Raw genomic sequence first — 17,154 nt, 5'->3', positions numbered from 1 at the left:
ATGATTTAGGCTGAGCTAAATTTAAGAAAAGCGGCAATTTGCCGCTTTTTTTGTGAATTCACTGCCAAATTATTGCCGCATACGCTGTAAAAGCGTATAAACTTAACGATAACAATAAAAAAGCCTCTCAGCCGCTATTATTTAAGCTATTTACTATCAAGGTGTTGCAATAGATATTGCAAGGCAACTAAGTTATAGTTTGCAGCTGGAATAGAGCTTGCAAGAAAACATAATTAAGAATCAATTCTGCAAGAATTACTTGATGTTTAAGCAACCAAGGTTGCTGCGTTAACATTTAAAACATAAAGGATCAGCATGCGCGGTTTAGCAACACTCTTCATATTAGCGTCTGCATTGGTGGTAACACCGACATACTCTGATGAAGGCACCACACTTAAAGGCCCTAAAGGTGTCGATTACGGTGCGCAGGGGCGCTCTATTGGTCCAATTAAACCGACCGATACATTATGGCGTATTGCCGCTAAAATTCGCCCTGACAACTCTGTAAGTATTTATCAGGTCATGCAAGCTCTGTATGACAAAAACCCATCGTCATTTTTAGATCAAAACCTAAATCATATGCGTGATGGCGCATACCTAAAAATTCCAACCATTGCAGAAATGCGTGCGGTCAACCCGACACTAGCAAAAGCGCGTTCTGAACAAGATGATGAGCTGTGGGAAAAAAAGAAAAATGGTACGCTGACTACAGCTGAAATTAATGAATCGCAAAAGAAAGTAACTCAAGCCCGTAAAGTTGATGTAGACGAAGCAAAACAAGAACTTAAGCAAGAAATCAACACTATTAAAACAGAGCAGGGCACGCAGCTAGTAGAGTTACAAAAGCAGTTTAAATCGTCGGTTGAAAATGTTGAAGAAATCTTAGCTGAGAACAACAAGCTCAAAAAGCAACTGAGCGGTATTTCTAAAGAGCTTGAAACCGTTCGTGATCAACTTGGCCAAGACAGTGAAATTCAAAAGCAGCTGAAAGAGTTGATCACTAAACAAAATGAAATCATAGAGCAGCAAAAAGCAAAAAAGATTGAAGAGGACAGTGGGTTTAGTTTTTCGAGTTTACTGAGCAACCCATTTGTTCTCGGTGCATTAATGTTTATTCCTGCATTACTTATCATTGCAGCCGTTGTGATGTTTTTGAAAAAACGCAACAGCACCAATGATGATACAGATGCAAGCGATGACGATGAATTTTTACCTCAAAGCCCAAGTTATAATGCTGATGATGATTTAGAACCAATTATAGAAACTGATCCGCTAGTTCCTGATCCGGTCGAAGACAATGATGACTTGAGTGTGCGTTTAGATGACGACTTAGACCAAGACATGCTACCAGATGATGACATCATTTTTGACGACAGCATTGATGATAGTTTTGATGAAGATGACAGTGTTTTAAATCAAGATGAACTAGAAGGTTTATTAAGTGATGACATCGAGTTTAATGATGAGTCTTCAAGTAGTACTGACGATGATGATTTAGATGCATTTTTACAGCAAGATTTCGATCAAACCGATGACGACAGTTTAGGTGATGAAATTGACCTAGATAGCGAACAGTCTCCAGCAGATTCATCGGGTGATATTTTAAGTGCTGATGACATTGATGACCTATTTGATACTGATGAAGATGACTCGTTAGATAACGCCAATGATGAAATGGCAGCGCTTAGTGAAGAGCTTGCAGAAGATGACGCTGAAGATGATTTTGACATTGATAGCTTAATTGATGAGCAAAACAACACGGATTCTAATCAAGATGTAAACCTAGACGATATTGATGACTTACTCGATGAAAATAATGATGCCTCAACAACTAACGTTGAAGCTGAACTCATCGATGAAGATGATTTCGATATCGACAGCTTAATTGATGAAGCCCAAACAGACGAGCCAGCAGCCGAAGCTAACGATGCATTAGAAAACGACGATCTTGATGATGCGCTGGATGTTGATGACATTGACTCGCTATTAGATGAAGCTCAAGAAGAAGCGCCAGCCGAAGAACCAAGCGCGGATGAGCTCATCGATGAAGATGATTTCGATATTGACAGCTTAATTGATGATGCACAAACAGAAGAGCCAGCCGCTGAAGCTAACGATGCATTAGAAAACGATGATCTTGATGATGCGCTGGATGTTGATGACATTGACTCACTATTAGACGAAGTTCAAGAAGAACCTGCAGAAGAACCTAGCGCAGACGATTTAATCGACGAAGACGAGCTTGATGATGCCCTCGATGTTGATGACATTGATTCATTGCTAGATGAGGCACAAGCAGAGCCTGAAGCGGAACTTGTTGAAGAGCAGGCTGAAGAGCTTGCAGAAGAACCTAGCGCAGACGATTTAATCGACGAAGACGAGCTTGATGATGAACTAGATGTTGATGACATTGATTCATTGCTAGATGAGACACAAGCAGAGCCAGAAGCGGAACTTGTTGAAGAGCAGCCAGAAGAGCTTGCAGAAGAACCAAGCGCAGATGACTTAATCGACGAAGACGAGCTCGGTGATGAACTAGATGTCGATGACATTGATTCATTATTGGATGAAGCTCAAACAGAGTCAGAGCCTGAAGTGGAGCTTGTTGAGGAGCAGCCTGAAGAGCTTGTAGAAGAACCTAGCGCAGATGACTTAATCGACGAAGACGAACTTGATGATGCCCTAGATGTCGATGACATTGATTCATTATTGGATGAAGCTCAAACAGAGCAAGAGCCTGAAGCGGAGCTTGTTGAAGAGCAGCTTGAAGAGCTTGCAGAAGAACCAAGCGCAGATGACTTAATCGACGAAGACGAGCTTGATGATGATTTAGATGTCGATGACATTGATTCATTATTGGATGAAGCTCAAACAGAGCAAGAGCCTGAAGCGGAACTTGTTGATGAGCAGCCTGAAGAGCTTGTAGAAGAACCAAGCACAGACGATTTAATTGATGAAGATGAACTTGATGATGCTCTAGATGTTGATGACATTGATTCACTATTAGATGAAGCTCAAGAACAGCCTGAATCTGAAAAGCTGGTTGAAGAATCAATTGAAGAACCTAGTGCAGACGACTTAATTGACGAAGATGAGCTTGATGATGATTTAGATGTCGATGACATCGACTCATTATTGGATGAAGCGCAGGAAGAGCCAGAACAAGAACCAGTTGAAGAGCTTACCGAAGAGCCTATTACGGATGATTTAAGCGATGAGTTTGATACTGATGAAATAGACTCACTACTTAATGAGGTTGATGCAGAGTCAGAAGAACCAGAGTTAACAAATGAAAGTAGCTCAGATATTGATGACAATGCTGAGCAAGACGATGAACTCGATGTAGCAGATATTGACTCATTACTTGATGAAGACGCTAGTGATGAGCAGGACTCTGACGTTGATGATGAGCTTGAAGAGCTTATTCAGCAAACAAATGAGCTGAAGCAAGACACTGAAGCGCAGATATCAGATTTAAGTCATGAACAGAGTGACAGTGCAGAGCATGATGAGAATCTACAAGAGTCGCTAGAAGATTTAGCCGATGCTGATCAAGCGGTTGATGACATGAATGTTGAATCGATTGCATCAGAGTTGGTTGATGATACGGATGATAGTGACGAAGTTGATATCGATGAAGCGCTTAATCAAGAGTTTAATGAAGATAGCGATGAGCTATTAGATGAAGATGATAGCCTTGACGAGTTTGATGATCCATCACTGAAAAGTGTCGATGAGTTATTAAATGAAATTGGTGAAGAAGATGACTATGTCGAAGCACCAGACTGGTCAATAGATGAACCAGAGCAAGACATAGAAGAAGTTGAAATTGATTTAGGCGATGATCCGCTAGCAGATGAAGACCTAACTGATGAATTTGATTTAACCGCCGACGAAGAGCCATTACAGCAAGATACAGTGACGCCTAGCCAAGAGTTGGAAGAGTATCCAGAGCTTGAGCTAGATGAAGCCGGTTTTGAATTGGATGAATCTGATGAAGACACTTCTAGTGAGTTAGATGAAGATGCACCATTACAGTTAAGTCAGGCAGAGCAAGACCTTGCTAATTCATTAGCAACGGGTAATGAGCTTGATCAGCTAGACGATGATTTTGATGATGAGATCTTGCTTGATAATGAATTTACAGAAGATGATGTTCTTGATCCTGAGGACGACTTATCGGATCAATCACAGACTGAAGGCACAACAGAGTTAACGAGCGAAGCGCCAATTGACGATGAGGTGGCTGATAGCCAAGACGAATTAGAGGAGTTCCCTGAATTCGAATTGGATGATATTGAACTTGATGATGCCGTAGAAGCTGAACAAACATTAGCTGATATCGAGTCTAATTTAGCTGACGAGGCTGATTTAAGTGAGCTGTCAGACGATGAAATCGATGATGATTTTATGGCTGACCTTACTCAAACAGACTTTGATGCACTGTTAAATGAACTAGCAGAGCCAGATGACGCTGATATTGCTGATGCAAGTGAATTCGATGTTGATTTTAATGCACTATTAAATGAAGACTTACAGGGTGAAAGCGAACAGCCAGTTGAACCAGAAGTACAGGCATTAGATTCCGAGGAGCAAACTACTTCAACGGATGAGTTTGTAGATATCGATTCATTACTTGAACAAAGTGACGATGAAGCACTCGACCACGAACCTTATGATGAGGTTGATATGGATGTAGGACTGAGTGATTTTAATGACTTACTAGCGGGTGATAACCCAACTGATGTTGATGCCGAAAGTGGTGGTTACTCAGCAAAACTGGACTTAGCGCGGGCATATATCGAAATAGACGACTTTGACTCAGCGCTGCAAGCCGTTGAAGATGTTATTGCCAATGGCCCAGACGAAGTGCAAGAAGAAGCACAATCACTTAAAGCTAAAATTAACGAGTAATAAGTAAAACTGACAATAAAAAACCGAGCAACTAGCTCGGTTTTTTGTATCTAAGCGAAGGTTATTGCTTGTCTTGTAAGCGACGAGCTTTGAAATCAGACTCGGCTTTCCACTTAGGCCAATCGCCGTTATCAGCAAGTTTGGCGGCAATATCAACAATCAGTTCAATATCTTGCTTAACACCGCCCATAGACCAATCTGCTGAATAGTCGTCAGCTTCTTTATGATATTTGTGAGCGATGTAATCAGGATCTGTATCACCTAAACTCATAAATAATAAGCTAGGCACGCCTTGTTTAGCTAGAGAGAAGTGATCAGAGCGGAAGAACAAACCATTTTGAGGACGCGGGTCCATTTTTACATGACGACCTTGTGCTTTCGCTGCATCTGCAAGGTAGTCTTCCATTTCAGACATGCCTTTACCGTATTGTAAAATGTAGTCAACGCCGTCTAGCACGTTCATACCATCAATATTAAGCAGTGCGACCATTTGTTTAGTTGGTACAATTTCGCCAGTAGCGAATTGCTCAGAACCAATAAGCCCTGTTTCTTCAGCCGTAAAGTTGGCAAAGATAATCGAGCGTTTAAATGGTTTTTTCTTATGCATTTCAGTAAGAATACGGGCTATTTCAACCGTTGCTGCGCTACCTGAAGCATTATCGACAGCACCATTGTAGATTTTCACACCGTCATCAGTTTGCTTGGTGCCAAAGTGGTCCCAGTGCGCACCAATTACAATGTACTCATCAGGAGTTTCGCTACCTTTAAGCGTTGCAACAACATTATGCGATTGCGCTTGAGAGATATCACTTTTCAGTGTCAGCGCTGCTTTCGCTTTTAAGTCGACAGGTTTAAAGTCAGCTTTTAGTGCGTTGGCTTTTTCAGTTTGATAATCAAGGCCTGCTTGAGCAAAAATTTCATTTGCCGCTTGCTCATCAATCCAACCCATTACAGGGATGTCAGAAGCATTCTTATCTTGGTCGATTAAGGTATATTTGCTACCCGTGTTCGAGCTTTCTACAACGCCCCAAGGGTATGCGGCAGGAGCAGTTTCGTGAACGATAAATACTGCTTTTGCACCTTGGCGAGCACCTTCTTCATATTTGTAAGTCCAACGACCGTAGTAGGTCATAGCATTACCGGTGAAAAGCGTGTCGTCTTGCGTGGCAAAACCAGGGTCATTAACAAGCACGATAATTGTTTTGTCTTTTACATCAATATCTGCAAAGTCATCCCAATTATATTCAGGTGCATTAATACCATAGCCAACAAACACAACATCAGAGCCATCAATGTTGATTTCAGGGTTAATTTGTTGGGTACGGGCGGTAAAATCACTGCCAGCATTAAAGCTTAAATCACCCACTTGTAAGGTCATGTTTTGATCTGGAGTGAGTTTTGCCATGGTAACTGGCTGTAAAAACTCGCCATTAAAACTACCGCTTAAGCCGAGTTTTTTATACTCGTCGGCTAAATAATTAATGGTTAGTGTTTCGCCTTCAGTTAAAGGGCCACGGCCTAAGAATTCATCAGAGGCGAGGGTTTTAATATGTGAGCGTACATTGGCAATGTTTACGGCTTCATTGCTTTCAGCACTTGGTTCATCAGTGCTTGTTGTTGGTTGCTCAGAGCAGCCGAATAAACCAATTGCAAGTGCCAAGCTTGCATACTTAAGGTGAGTTGTCATAGTTTTTCTGGTTGATTGCACAGGGTTTCACTATATGGGACGCGAAGGGGCTGTCCAGAAAGAGTCTACAAATAACTAATTATTCAGGATGAAAGGATAATAATGCACCTTTCATCCTGTCAATTTTACCACCACGCTTTATCAATGGCGGTATCTTGAATTTTAAATACCTCACCAACTAACGGAGTACTCAGTGATACTTGCTCTTGTCCTGCTTTTTTAGCAACACGTTTAAGTGGGTCATACCAAGCATGAAAGGCCAGATCGAATGTTCCATTATGCACTGGCACCATCACATCACCTTGTAAATCGAGGTGAGCTTGTACTGATTGTTCTGGTGTCATGTGAATGTCAGCCCAATCTTTGTCGTAAGCACCGGTTTCAATAAAAGTGATATCAAACGGCCCATAACGATTACCAATCTCTTTAAAGCCAGAAAAATAGCCAGAGTCACCGCTAAAATAAAAGCGCTTGTCATTTACTTTAATAGCCCAAGAGCCCCAAAGGGTTTTATTGCCATCTGTTAAACCTCGGCCAGAGAAGTGCTGAGTTGGGGTAAATACAATTTGGCTATTTGCCATATTTTTCTCTTGCCACCAATCAAAACTATGGACTTTTTGTTCATCAACGCCCCATTTTTTCAGGTCGTTTTCGACTCCTAATGGCACATAAAAAGAATCTGTTTTATCAACAAGCTGTTTAATTGCCGCTTTATCTAAGTGGTCATAATGGTTGTGTGAAATAAACACTTTAGCAATGTTTGATAGCTCTGCAATGCTGATAGGTGTTGGCTGAAAGCGCTTTGGCCCCATGAATGAAAAAGGCGAAGCGCGTTCTGAAAATACCGGATCAAATAGCCAGTATTCGCCATACACTTTCGCTAAAATAGAGGAGTGACCTAATTTCACAAAATGCACTGTGTCATTAGATAAACGCTCAAGCTGTGCATGAGAAACAGAATGCATAGGCAGTTCACCTTTTGGCTCTGCATCAATTTTCTTTTCTGTAATAAAGCGTTTGAAGATACCTAGCGTTTTCTTAAAGCTGGGTCTTTCTACCTCAGCAGTATTGTGGAACTTGCCATCAGATAATTGCGCAGAGTGGCTGTTATCACTCACGCCTTCAGCGGCTAATTGATTATTCATAATAAACACTCCTATCACGATGCATAGAGTGGCGATTGCGAGCCATTTTAGAAATTTCATATCGTCACCATAAGTAAACTACACGGTGTAGTTTTTCATGGTTTGCTATAAAAGTAAACTATCTAGTGCATTTTTTATTTTTGCGTTACACTAGTAACCCTTATCGGAGGGGTCCATGAAATTATCACAGAGAAAACGATTAGATATTTTGAATGCAGCTGAGACATTGTTTTTTCAGCAAGGTGTTGAGCATACCAGTATGGATCAGGTTGCAAGCTTAGCGGGTGCCTCAAAGCGTACCGTATATAATCACTTTGAAAATAAAGATGTGTTGTTTCAAGCCATTCTAGTGTTTATGTTTGAAAAAGTCCGCCAAGAGCAAGCGGTTGTATTTGATGCCGCTGTGCCAATTGCACAGCAGTTAACACGCATTGCTGAACAAGAAGTGGCGCTTTTGACCTCTGAAGAGTTTTTAAAAGTAGCGAAAGTCGCTTTTATGCAGATGTTACAGCAGCCTGATTTAGCAAAATCATTAGCCAGTAATAACATGGGCTGTATGCAAGATCTTGTGGCGTTTTTAGAAGCGGGTGTGCAAGCACAGGTTTTAACGATTGATGATGTTGAGTTTGCAGCAAAACAGTTTGTGTATCAGTTAAAGTCGCTGATCTTTTATCCGTTGCTGTATGGCTTTGAGCGCCAAGAAAGCGACTCCGATAACAAAGTAATAAGCGAAACCGTAAAAATGTTCTTAGCGCGTTATGGGCGCTGATATTTTGGCACATAAAAAAGCCCGCTTAATGCGGGCTTTTAAATAATTGTAAAAGTATTACTTCACTTCTTTACCAGCTGCTTGTTGGTCAGCATGGTAGCTTGAGCGAACAAATGGACCACAGGCCGCATGTGTAAAGCCAATTTCGTCTGCATAATCTTTTAAAGCATCAAACTCTGCTGGCGGCACATAGCGTTTAACCGGTAAGTGGTGCTTAGAAGGTTGTAGGTATTGACCTACTGTTAGCATATCAACGTTATGTTCGCGTAAGTCACGTAACACTTCTTCGATTTCGCTAATTTCTTCACCTAAACCTACCATCAAACCAGACTTAGTTTTCACATCTGGATGTGCTTCTTTAAAGCGACGTAATAGCTCAAGTGACCACTTATAGTCAGCACCTGGACGCGCTAATTTGTATAAACGCGGTGCAGTTTCTAGGTTGTGGTTAAATACATCTGGCGGCGTCTCGATTAAGATATCAAGGGCTCTGTCCATACGACCACGGAAATCAGGTACTAGAATTTCAATCGTGATTTCTGGGTTGTGCTTGCGAATTTCACGAATACAGTCAGCAAAGTGCTGTGCACCACCATCACGTAAATCATCACGGTCTACTGACGTGATTACAACATAGCTTAGCTTCATGTCTTTAATAGTCAGCGCTAGCTTTTCTGGCTCAGCTGCGTCTGGCTTTAATGGACGGCCATGGGCAACATCACAGAACGGACAACGACGAGTACAAATAGCACCTAAGATCATGAAAGTCGCAGTACCATGGTTGAAACATTCAGATAGGTTAGGGCACGAAGCCTCTTCACACACTGAGTGTAAACCATGTTTACGCATCGCTTGTTTAATACCATCAATACGTTCAGTTGATTTTGGTAAGCGAATTTTTAGCCACTCTGGCTTACGCAACATTTCGTTTTTTTCAGTCGGTAAAACTTTAACTGGGATCAGTGCCATTTTTTCTGCATCACGCAGTTTTACGCCTGGTTCCATTTTGACTGGTTTATTCATTCGTTTTCAAACCCTTCAGTGTGCTTAACCACAGTAGCATTAAGCTTTTTAATCATGTGTTTTACAAGCCCTGCACCTGCTTGCTCGAGGTTTTGCGGACCGTTTAGATCGGTTGTTTGCACCATGTTCATGCCAGCATAGCCGCATGGATTAATACGTAAGAATGGACTTAGATCCATACTTACATTTAGTGCTAAACCGTGGAAAGAGCAACCGCGGCGAACGCGAAGACCTAATGAGGCAACTTTGCTGTCGTTAACGTAAACACCGGGTGCATCCGCTTTCGCGTAGGCATCAATGTCGTAGTCTTTTAACGTATCAATAATGCACTCTTCAAGCCAGGTTACTAGCTCCCTTACACCAATGTTTAAACGACGTAAGTTGAATAGCACATACATCATTTGTTGGCCTGGTCCGTGATAGGTAACTTGACCACCACGATCCACTTGGATCACTTCGATATCACCGGTATTTAATAAGTGCTCAGCTTTGCCTGCTTGGCCTTGCGTAAATACTGGCTCGTGCTCTACAAGCCAAATTTCATCTGCTGTGTGCTCATCACGGGTGTCGGTAAAAGATTGCATTTTTTGCCAAATTGGCATGTAACGCTGACGACCTAATTGACGAACGATTAATTCTCTTTCGCTCACGACTTACTCCGTAATCGGCCTATAGCATGTGACGTACGTCATCGATGTTGCTGATCACGTTATAAATTTCTTCGATGTGCTCTTTACTTGTAACCGTTGCTACAAGCGTTACAGATTCGTAATTACCTTTGCTGCTTGGTTTTACCTTTGGCGCATAATCGCCAGGTGCAATTGGTTGCAGCTTTTCTAGGATCTGATCTGTTAGATTTACGTTAGCTAAGCCCATGACTTTAAATGTGAATGGGCATGGGAAATCTAAATACTCGTCAAACTTAGTATTTTTTACAGGTTGAACCACGACGGTGACTCCTCAAACAGTGAGTGTGCTTAATAGAGGTGTTCTCTGCCATTTCCTGGCGTTAAGCAAACTTAGATTACGACGCACTCGACCCAGCGCGACTGATATGGGGCGCATTCTATCATTTTTCAGACAAAAAAAAACGCCTTGCGGTGCAAGGCGTTTATAAACTTTATGACCAGATTACTGAATTTGTAAACGTAGGTAATCGTAGATCTTGCTAAAGAAGCTGCCTTCTTCCACTTCTTCTAGTGTAACTAGTGGATATTGTGCAATTTCTTCACCTTCAAGCTGTAAGAATAGCGTGCCTACTTTAGTACCTTTAGCAAGCGGCGCTTCTAATGTTTTATCAAGCTCGAAGTTCGCTTTTAAGTTTTTACGCTGACCACGTGGAATAGTAATAGGTGTATCTTCTAAGATACCTAACGATACGTTTTCTTTGTTACCCATCCAAATACGTTGCTCAGCAAAGCTGTCGCCTGCTTTATATGGCGTGATTGTTTCGAAAAAGCGGAAACCGTAGTTTAATAGTTTTTTGCTTTCAACTTTACGAGCACGTTCGCTTTCTGTGCCCATTACTACCGCGATTAAACGCATGTCATCTTTAGTTGCAGAAGTTACTAAGCTATAACCCGCTTCTGATGTATGGCCAGTTTTAATACCGTCAACGTTCATGCTTTCATCCCATAACAATGAGTTACGGTTGTATTGCTTGATGCCGTTAAAAGTGAATGATTTTTTCGCGTATACTTCGTACTCATCAGGTACATCGCGAATAAGTGCAGCACCTAAGGTTGCCATATCACGTGGTGTCGTGAAGTGTTCGTTAGTATCTAAACCATGGCTATTTACGAAGTGGCTGTTAGTCATGCCAAGCTTTTCAGCGTGGGCATTCATTAAATCAGCAAATGCGCTTTCACTACCGGCAATGTGTTCAGCCATTGCTACACAGGCATCGTTACCTGATTGAATAATGATACCGTGGTTTAAGTCATCAACACTGATCTGCTTACCGACTTCGATAAACATTTTTGATGATTCAGGAAAATTCTTTGCCCAGGCTTTTTCACTGACTGTAACCATATCAGTTGGTGCAATATTACCTGCTTTGATTTCAGTACCAATTACATAACTGGTCATCATTTTGGTTAAACTAGCCGGTGCTAATTTTGTATCAGCTTCGCCTTCGGCAATTACTTTACCTGTGGTGAAATCAACCAAGAAATAACCTTTCGCATTAACTTGAGGTGGGGCAGGGATAATTTGGGCTGTTGCAGAAAATACGCTAGCAGTGCAAACAAGGCCACAAACGCCACTTAAGATTTTATATTTTATAGATTTCATCGTACTCATTAATGGTTAAAGTTAAACATGTTGCGTTGACCTATTCTAAAGGTCTTACTCACTGTAAAGCAAGAACGCGTTCTGAAATTGGTTTTGTTTTAGCTTTTCTAAAACTGCTTGTGCTTCTGCGGCATCTTTTATTGGACCAAGACGTAATCGATAGATTCCATCTTTCTCAACAATGTTTGTTGGCACATGATATTGCTGACGAAGTTGAAACGCGAGCGCTTCAACATTAGCAAGAGTACTTCCCGCTGCAACCTGAATGTAGCTTAAACGAGGGGCAGAATTGGCAAGGGTAACAGCCTCAACCTTAACACGGGCTGTACCTTGTCGGTAATAACCTAATTTATAGGCCGCAGAATAAGATAAATCGATAATCCGGTCATCATGAAACGGGCCTCGGTCGTTTACGCGAACAATTACTGATTTTCCGTTGTCTAAATTTGTTACTCTGGCAAAGCTCGGTAGCGGCAGTGTTTTATGAGCTGCTGTCATCGCAAACATATCGTACACCTCGCCGTTTGAGGTGTGATAATTGTGAAACTTTCGACCATACCACGAAGCAATGCCTTCTTCAGAGTAGCCAGTTTCATCTAACATCGGCGTGTAGCGTTTACCACGGACTTCGTAAGGGCGACTAGCGCTTGCACTTTTAACAACCGGGGTGACTATAGCATCTTGCATTTCAAGTTCGGTTGGTTTTCGAAGCGGGGCTGCATCATGCTCCATAGCATAACGGCCTTGCTGAGATGAAGAGCTACACGCCGCAAGCAGCACAGAAAATAACGCTATAAGTAAGTAATTGACTCGCTGTGTCATTATTTTAAAAGCATCCTTTTATCGGTGGCGATAGACATTATAATGCCAAATCCGGCCATCAAGGTCACCATTGAGGTTCCACCATAGCTTATTAGAGGTAACGGAACACCTACTACAGGCAGTAAGCCCGAAACCATGCCAATATTTACAAATACATAAACAAAGAAGGTCAGTGTTAATGCGCCGGCAAGCAGTTTACCAAACGCATCTTGCGCATTAACCGCAATATATAAGCCACGGCCAATAATAAACAAGTACATACAAAGTAATAAACAAACCCCGAACAGGCCAAACTCTTCGCTCAGTACAGAAAAGATAAAATCGGTATGACGCTCAGGTAAAAACTCCAATTGTGATTGGGTGCCTTGTAGCCAGCCTTTACCCTCAATGCCACCAGAACCTATCGCAATTTTCGATTGAATAATGTGGTAACCCGAGCCAAGCGGATCGCTTTCAGGATCTAAAAAGGTCAATACCCGTTGTTTTTGATAATCAAGCATCACGTAATGCCAAAAAGGCCATGCTGCCAAACCAACAGTAGCAGATAAAAAGCCAATAAGGCGCCAACTTAGTCCAGATAAAAACAATACAAATATCCCTGAACTGGCAATCAGAATAGAGGTACCTAAGTCGGGTTGCTCTTTAATTAAAATGGTTGGCACCATTACAATCGCAAAGCCAATAATTAAATGGATGATTCTTGGCGGTAAATGGTTACGCCCGATATACCATGCAACCATCATTGGCACAGCAATTTTCATTAGCTCTGACGGCTGGAAACGGGTCACACCTAAGTCAAGCCAGCGCTGTGCACCCTTTGAACTTACCCCAAATAACAACACCCCAACCAGCATTAAAAGCCCCACGCAGTAGAGCGGAATAACCATACTCTTTAATGTGTTAGGCGAAAACTGCGCGAGTATAAACATACCTAAGATAGCGCCAAACATACGTGTTGCGTGGCGTATCATCATGGCAGAGTCTTGGCCGCTAGCGCTGTAAACAATAGCAAGGCTGGCTACCATCATCGTCATAAGGGCGATAAGTAGTGGTAAATCGAGGTGTAGGCGCTGCCAAATTGAGCGTTTTTTATTTAATGGGATCATGGCGCGTCACTTTGGGCTATTTGAATCGGGTTCGCTGAGAAGTAGTAATCCATTAATTGACGCGCAATAGGCGCACCAACTGTACTACCACCACCGGTGTTTTCAACCACCACAGAGACCACAATTTGTGGGTCGTTATAGGGTGCAAAACCAACATAGATAGCGTTATCACGTTGGCGCTCTTTAAGTGATTTTGCGTCGTAACGCTCACCTTGAGCAATACTCACAACCTGAGCAGTACCGGTTTTACCAGCTGGGTCGTAATTCGCCCCTTTAAATGCTTTATGCGCCGTACCTGTGACTTTATGTACGGTGTTGTGCATCGCATCTAGCGCAATTTGCCAATGATGTGGGTTTTTTAATACTACAGGTGGCTTTTCATCATTATTAATTTGCGTTACTTCGTTTTCTTTTTTAGCGACTTGTACAAGGTGCGGAGGATGATCGAGCCCGCGGTTCACTAAGATGTTGGTTGCATTAGCTATTTGCATCGGTGTTGCGGTCCAATAACCTTGGCCGATACCCACTGAAATGGTGTCGCCGCGCCACCATGATTCTCTAAAGCGGGCTTCTTTCCATTCTCGCGATGGCATAATGGCGGATGTTTCTTCGTGAATATCGATTCCAGAGAGTTCGCCAAAGCCAAACTGCGTCATAAAGTCACTGATTTTGGTGATCCCTAAACGGTAAGCAACATCGTAAAAATAGGTATCACATGACTCTTCAATAGCACGATAAACATCAACATGACCATGGCCCCAACGTTTCCAGTCACGCCATTTGTGCTCCACATTAGGAATTTGGAAAAAACCCGGGTCCCAAATTTGTGTTTGCTCGGTTACCAGTCCTTCTTCAAGGGCAAGGATCGACATATGAGGTTTTACTGTGGATGCAGGTGCGTAACGGCCTTGCGTGGTTCGGTTAATAAGTGGTCGGTCTGGGTTTAACAACTTTTTGTAATCTGTGCTGCTGATACCATGAACAAATAAATTCGGGTCATAACTTGGGTTAGAGTAGAGCGCTAAAACGCCGCCATCTTTAGCATCAAGCACCACAATGGCACCACGCATATCTTTTAAGGCATGTTGAGCAATTTGTTGCAGGCCAATATCTAAAGTCAGTACTAAGTCGTGACCTGGTTCAGGTGGCGTGAGGCTTAAAGTACGGATCACTCGGCCACGGTTATTCACTTCAACGCGTTGTGAACCAACTACACCATGAAGGAGTTCTTCGTAATACTTTTCGATACCCAGCTTACCAATGTCGTGCGTTGCACGGTAGTTAGTAGCTTGGTCTTCAGCTTCAAGTTTGGTGAGTTCTTTTTTGTTGAGTTTGGCAACATAACCTAAGGCATGGGTAAGGGTATCGCCATAAGGGTAATAGCGAGCTAAACGCGCTTCGATACTAAAGCCAGGAAACTTATGCTGATTAACCGAGAACTTTGCAACTTCGGTTTCGTCTAAACGGGCTTTTAATACTTGGCTTTTAAAGCGGCGATTGTGTTTAATGTCATCTAGAAAGTCAGCTTTTTGTTGCTCAGTTATTTCGATAACTTTTTCAACTTCGCTCAGAGCCTCTTCAAGGTTGTCAACTTCCTCGGGTATTACTTCTAAATTATAAACTGGCTTGTTTTCAGCCAGTAATACGCCATTTCTGTCGTAAATAAGCCCACGGTTAGGGGCAATTGGAATAACTTTGATGCGGTTATCGTTCGAACGTGTTTGATAATCTTGATGTTCGATAACTTGGATGTTGTATAGGTTAGATAACAACACACCAATTAACAGTGTAACAAACACAAAACCCACAAATGCTCGGCGAGCAAACAAGTTTGCTTCAGCCGAGTGGTCTCGAATCGTGGGTCTGTGTTTTCGCATTGGCTTTACTACTCGCGATGATAAGGGTGGTTGTTATTCAAGCTCCAGCCTCGGTATAGGCTTTCTGCAACAATAATGCGCACTAGTGGGTGCGGTAGTGTCAGGTTTGATAATGACCACTTTTGCTCAGACGCTGCAATACACTCAGGTGCTAAACCTTCTGGTCCGCCGATCAATAAGCTAACATCGCGACCATCAAGCTGCCACTTTTCCATACTTTTTGCCAACTGATGGGTATCCATTGGCTTACCGGTCACCTCTAGCGTCACAATGCGGTTGCCTTTAGGAATAGCAGCAAGGGTCTTTTCGCCTTCAAGTTGTAAAATACGTTTGATATCCGCATTTTTACCACGTTTACCTGCGGGGATTTCAATTAGCTCAAGGGGCATATCACGTGGGAAGCGACGTTGATATTCTGTGAATCCGGTTTCAACCCATGCTGGCATTTTGGTGCCAACAGCAATCAATTGTATTTTCAAAATGGTTACCTATGTCCTTGCTAAGGGTTAGCCCCAAAGTTTCTCTAGATCATAGAAGTCGCGAGTTTGGTCTTGCATTACATGCACAACCACATCACCTAGGTCTACAAGCACCCACTCACCTTCGTTTTGGCCTTCGTAACCGAGAGGTTCTTCACCAGCATGGCGTGCTTCTTTAGCAACGTGGTCAGCAATCGATTGTACATGGCGTTTTGAGTTACCTGAGCACACTAACATGTAATCAGTAATGTCAGACTTACCACGAACATCAAGCTGTACCACATCACGGGCTTTCATATCATCGACTTTATCAAGGGCAAATGCGAGTAGTTGTTTAGAATCCAAAGTGTTTTCTCAAAAATAAATAATCTTAATTTGTTATTTTATCACGCAGGCAGTATTTATTCATCTGTTTGGTAAAGATGATGCTGCGCAATGTATTGACTTACATTGGTAGGTAAAAGTTCCGCTATATTATCATTTAAATGCAGCTTTTTTCTGATTTCGCTTGAGGCGGCATTAACTTGTAAGCCATTTAAAAAGAATAACTTACCTGCAGGGGCTTGTTGTAGCTGGCTAAGTTGCTCTGTTACGGCATTCTCTTTATAAGCTGCAAGTTCACCAGATACTTGGCAGTGCTGCCCCGGGCGCTGGTACACGACGATATGACAAAGTTTGACAATCTCTTGCCATTTAAACCATTTATCTAGGCTATTGAATGAGTCCATACCAATTAAAAACATAATCGGCGCTGATGGGGTTTCTGCACGAAGCTCTTCTAAACTCAGCAAAGAATAAGACGCACCTTCTCGGTTTAGTTCGCGGTAATCAATAGCAAAATGCGGATTGTCGGCAATCGCAAGTTTTAGCATGTTAATGCGATGCTTATCACTAATTCCTGGCTTGGCTTTATGAGCAGGAATAGCACAAGGCATGAAGTAAAGGGTATCGAGTTGGCACTGCTGAACACACTGCTGGGCCATATTAATATGACCTAAGTGAATTGGATCAAAAGTGCCACCAAAAATAGCAATCATCAA

General features: G+C 42.2%; 14 protein-coding genes. 2 read left to right on the top strand and 12 right to left on the bottom strand.

Annotated elements, in window-relative coordinates:
* Positions 1-315: 315 nt before the first annotated feature.
* Positions 316-4,914 carry a FimV/HubP family polar landmark protein gene (locus tag HUS61_RS04035; RefSeq protein ID WP_175082118.1) on the top strand — a complete coding sequence of 1,533 codons (4,599 nt, stop codon included), beginning with the start codon at positions 316-318 and terminating at the stop codon, positions 4,912-4,914.
* 61 nt (positions 4,915-4,975) lie between these two features.
* Here the strand turns inward: HUS61_RS04035 and HUS61_RS04030 are convergent, their stop codons facing one another.
* Both HUS61_RS04030 and HUS61_RS04025 read right to left on the bottom strand, forming a co-directional pair.
* Complete coding sequence (locus HUS61_RS04030; protein ID WP_175082119.1) at positions 4,976-6,601, bottom strand: M28 family metallopeptidase; 1,626 nt, start codon at positions 6,599-6,601, stop codon at positions 4,976-4,978.
* 125 nt (positions 6,602-6,726) lie between these two features.
* A complete protein-coding gene (locus tag HUS61_RS04025; protein ID WP_258535971.1) occupies positions 6,727-7,746 on the bottom strand; it encodes an MBL fold metallo-hydrolase in 1,020 nt (339 codons plus the stop codon).
* A 175-nt stretch (positions 7,747-7,921) separates the two neighbouring features.
* Between HUS61_RS04025 and HUS61_RS04020 the strand changes: the two genes are divergently transcribed.
* The gene (locus HUS61_RS04020) at positions 7,922-8,515 is read left to right on the top strand and encodes a TetR/AcrR family transcriptional regulator (protein WP_175082121.1); all 594 of its coding nucleotides are present in this window, start codon (positions 7,922-7,924) and stop codon (positions 8,513-8,515) included.
* A gap of 57 nt (positions 8,516-8,572) precedes the next feature.
* On the opposite strand, the gene lipA is transcribed toward HUS61_RS04020, so the two are convergent.
* The 10 genes from lipA to nadD form a co-directional block, all read right to left on the bottom strand.
* On the bottom strand, positions 8,573-9,538 hold the full coding sequence (lipA, locus tag HUS61_RS04015) for a lipoyl synthase (RefSeq protein WP_054551675.1): 966 nt from the start codon (positions 9,536-9,538) through the stop codon (positions 8,573-8,575).
* Positions 9,535-10,188 (bottom strand): lipoyl(octanoyl) transferase LipB, encoded by a 654-nt coding sequence (gene lipB, locus HUS61_RS04010; protein WP_082389180.1) that lies wholly within the window; start codon positions 10,186-10,188, stop codon positions 9,535-9,537. Before lipB ends, lipA begins: the two co-directional genes overlap by 4 nt.
* Positions 10,189-10,207: 19 nt before the next feature.
* A complete protein-coding gene (ybeD, locus tag HUS61_RS04005; protein ID WP_175082122.1) occupies positions 10,208-10,486 on the bottom strand; it encodes a DUF493 family protein YbeD in 279 nt (92 codons plus the stop codon).
* Between the two features lie 183 nt (positions 10,487-10,669).
* On the bottom strand, positions 10,670-11,830 hold the full coding sequence (locus HUS61_RS04000; protein WP_054551673.1) for a serine hydrolase: 1,161 nt from the start codon (positions 11,828-11,830) through the stop codon (positions 10,670-10,672).
* Between the two features lie 54 nt (positions 11,831-11,884).
* Positions 11,885-12,652 (bottom strand): septal ring lytic transglycosylase RlpA family protein, encoded by a 768-nt coding sequence (locus tag HUS61_RS03995; protein ID WP_063527804.1) that lies wholly within the window; start codon positions 12,650-12,652, stop codon positions 11,885-11,887.
* The gene (gene rodA, locus HUS61_RS03990) at positions 12,652-13,758 is read right to left on the bottom strand and encodes a rod shape-determining protein RodA (RefSeq protein WP_054551671.1); all 1,107 of its coding nucleotides are present in this window, start codon (positions 13,756-13,758) and stop codon (positions 12,652-12,654) included. The genes HUS61_RS03995 and rodA overlap by 1 nt, the downstream gene beginning before the upstream one ends.
* Positions 13,755-15,635, bottom strand: coding sequence for a penicillin-binding protein 2 (gene mrdA / locus HUS61_RS03985; protein ID WP_054561830.1), 1,881 nt, complete (start codon positions 15,633-15,635; stop codon positions 13,755-13,757). The genes rodA and mrdA overlap by 4 nt, the downstream gene beginning before the upstream one ends.
* Positions 15,636-15,643: 8 nt before the next feature.
* Positions 15,644-16,114 carry a 23S rRNA (pseudouridine(1915)-N(3))-methyltransferase RlmH gene (rlmH, locus tag HUS61_RS03980; protein WP_036967350.1) on the bottom strand — a complete coding sequence of 157 codons (471 nt, stop codon included), beginning with the start codon at positions 16,112-16,114 and terminating at the stop codon, positions 15,644-15,646.
* A gap of 27 nt (positions 16,115-16,141) precedes the next feature.
* Positions 16,142-16,459: a ribosome silencing factor gene (gene rsfS / locus HUS61_RS03975; protein WP_054551669.1), complete on the bottom strand. Its 318-nt coding sequence runs from the start codon at positions 16,457-16,459 to the stop codon at positions 16,142-16,144.
* A 56-nt stretch (positions 16,460-16,515) separates the two neighbouring features.
* Complete coding sequence (gene nadD, locus HUS61_RS03970) at positions 16,516-17,151, bottom strand: nicotinate-nucleotide adenylyltransferase (RefSeq protein ID WP_175082123.1); 636 nt, start codon at positions 17,149-17,151, stop codon at positions 16,516-16,518.
* Between the last annotated feature and the right edge of the window lie 3 nt (positions 17,152-17,154).

It is taken from the genome of Pseudoalteromonas sp. 0802, from assembly GCF_013350085.1.
Taxonomy (GTDB): Bacteria; Pseudomonadota; Gammaproteobacteria; order Enterobacterales; family Alteromonadaceae; genus Pseudoalteromonas.
The sequence above is the reverse complement of the archived record's forward strand: the minus strand, read 5'-3'. Positions and strand labels throughout refer to the sequence as shown.

Coding starts and splice junctions, on each gene's coding strand:
- HUS61_RS04035 (WP_175082118.1), top strand. CDS start 316: ATGCGCGGTTTAGCAACACTCTTCATATTAGCGTCTGCATTGGTGGTA.
- HUS61_RS04030 (WP_175082119.1), bottom strand. CDS start 6,601: ATGACAACTCACCTTAAGTATGCAAGCTTGGCACTTGCAATTGGTTTA.
- HUS61_RS04025 (WP_258535971.1), bottom strand. CDS start 7,746: ATGAATAATCAATTAGCCGCTGAAGGCGTGAGTGATAACAGCCACTCT.
- HUS61_RS04020 (WP_175082121.1), top strand. CDS start 7,922: ATGAAATTATCACAGAGAAAACGATTAGATATTTTGAATGCAGCTGAG.
- lipA (WP_054551675.1), bottom strand. CDS start 9,538: ATGAATAAACCAGTCAAAATGGAACCAGGCGTAAAACTGCGTGATGCA.
- HUS61_RS04000 (WP_054551673.1), bottom strand. CDS start 11,830: ATGAAATCTATAAAATATAAAATCTTAAGTGGCGTTTGTGGCCTTGTT.
- HUS61_RS03995 (WP_063527804.1), bottom strand. CDS start 12,652: ATGACACAGCGAGTCAATTACTTACTTATAGCGTTATTTTCTGTGCTG.
- rodA (WP_054551671.1), bottom strand. CDS start 13,758: ATGATCCCATTAAATAAAAAACGCTCAATTTGGCAGCGCCTACACCTC.
- mrdA (WP_054561830.1), bottom strand. CDS start 15,635: ATGCGAAAACACAGACCCACGATTCGAGACCACTCGGCTGAAGCAAAC.
- nadD (WP_175082123.1), bottom strand. CDS start 17,151: ATGATTGCTATTTTTGGTGGCACTTTTGATCCAATTCACTTAGGTCAT.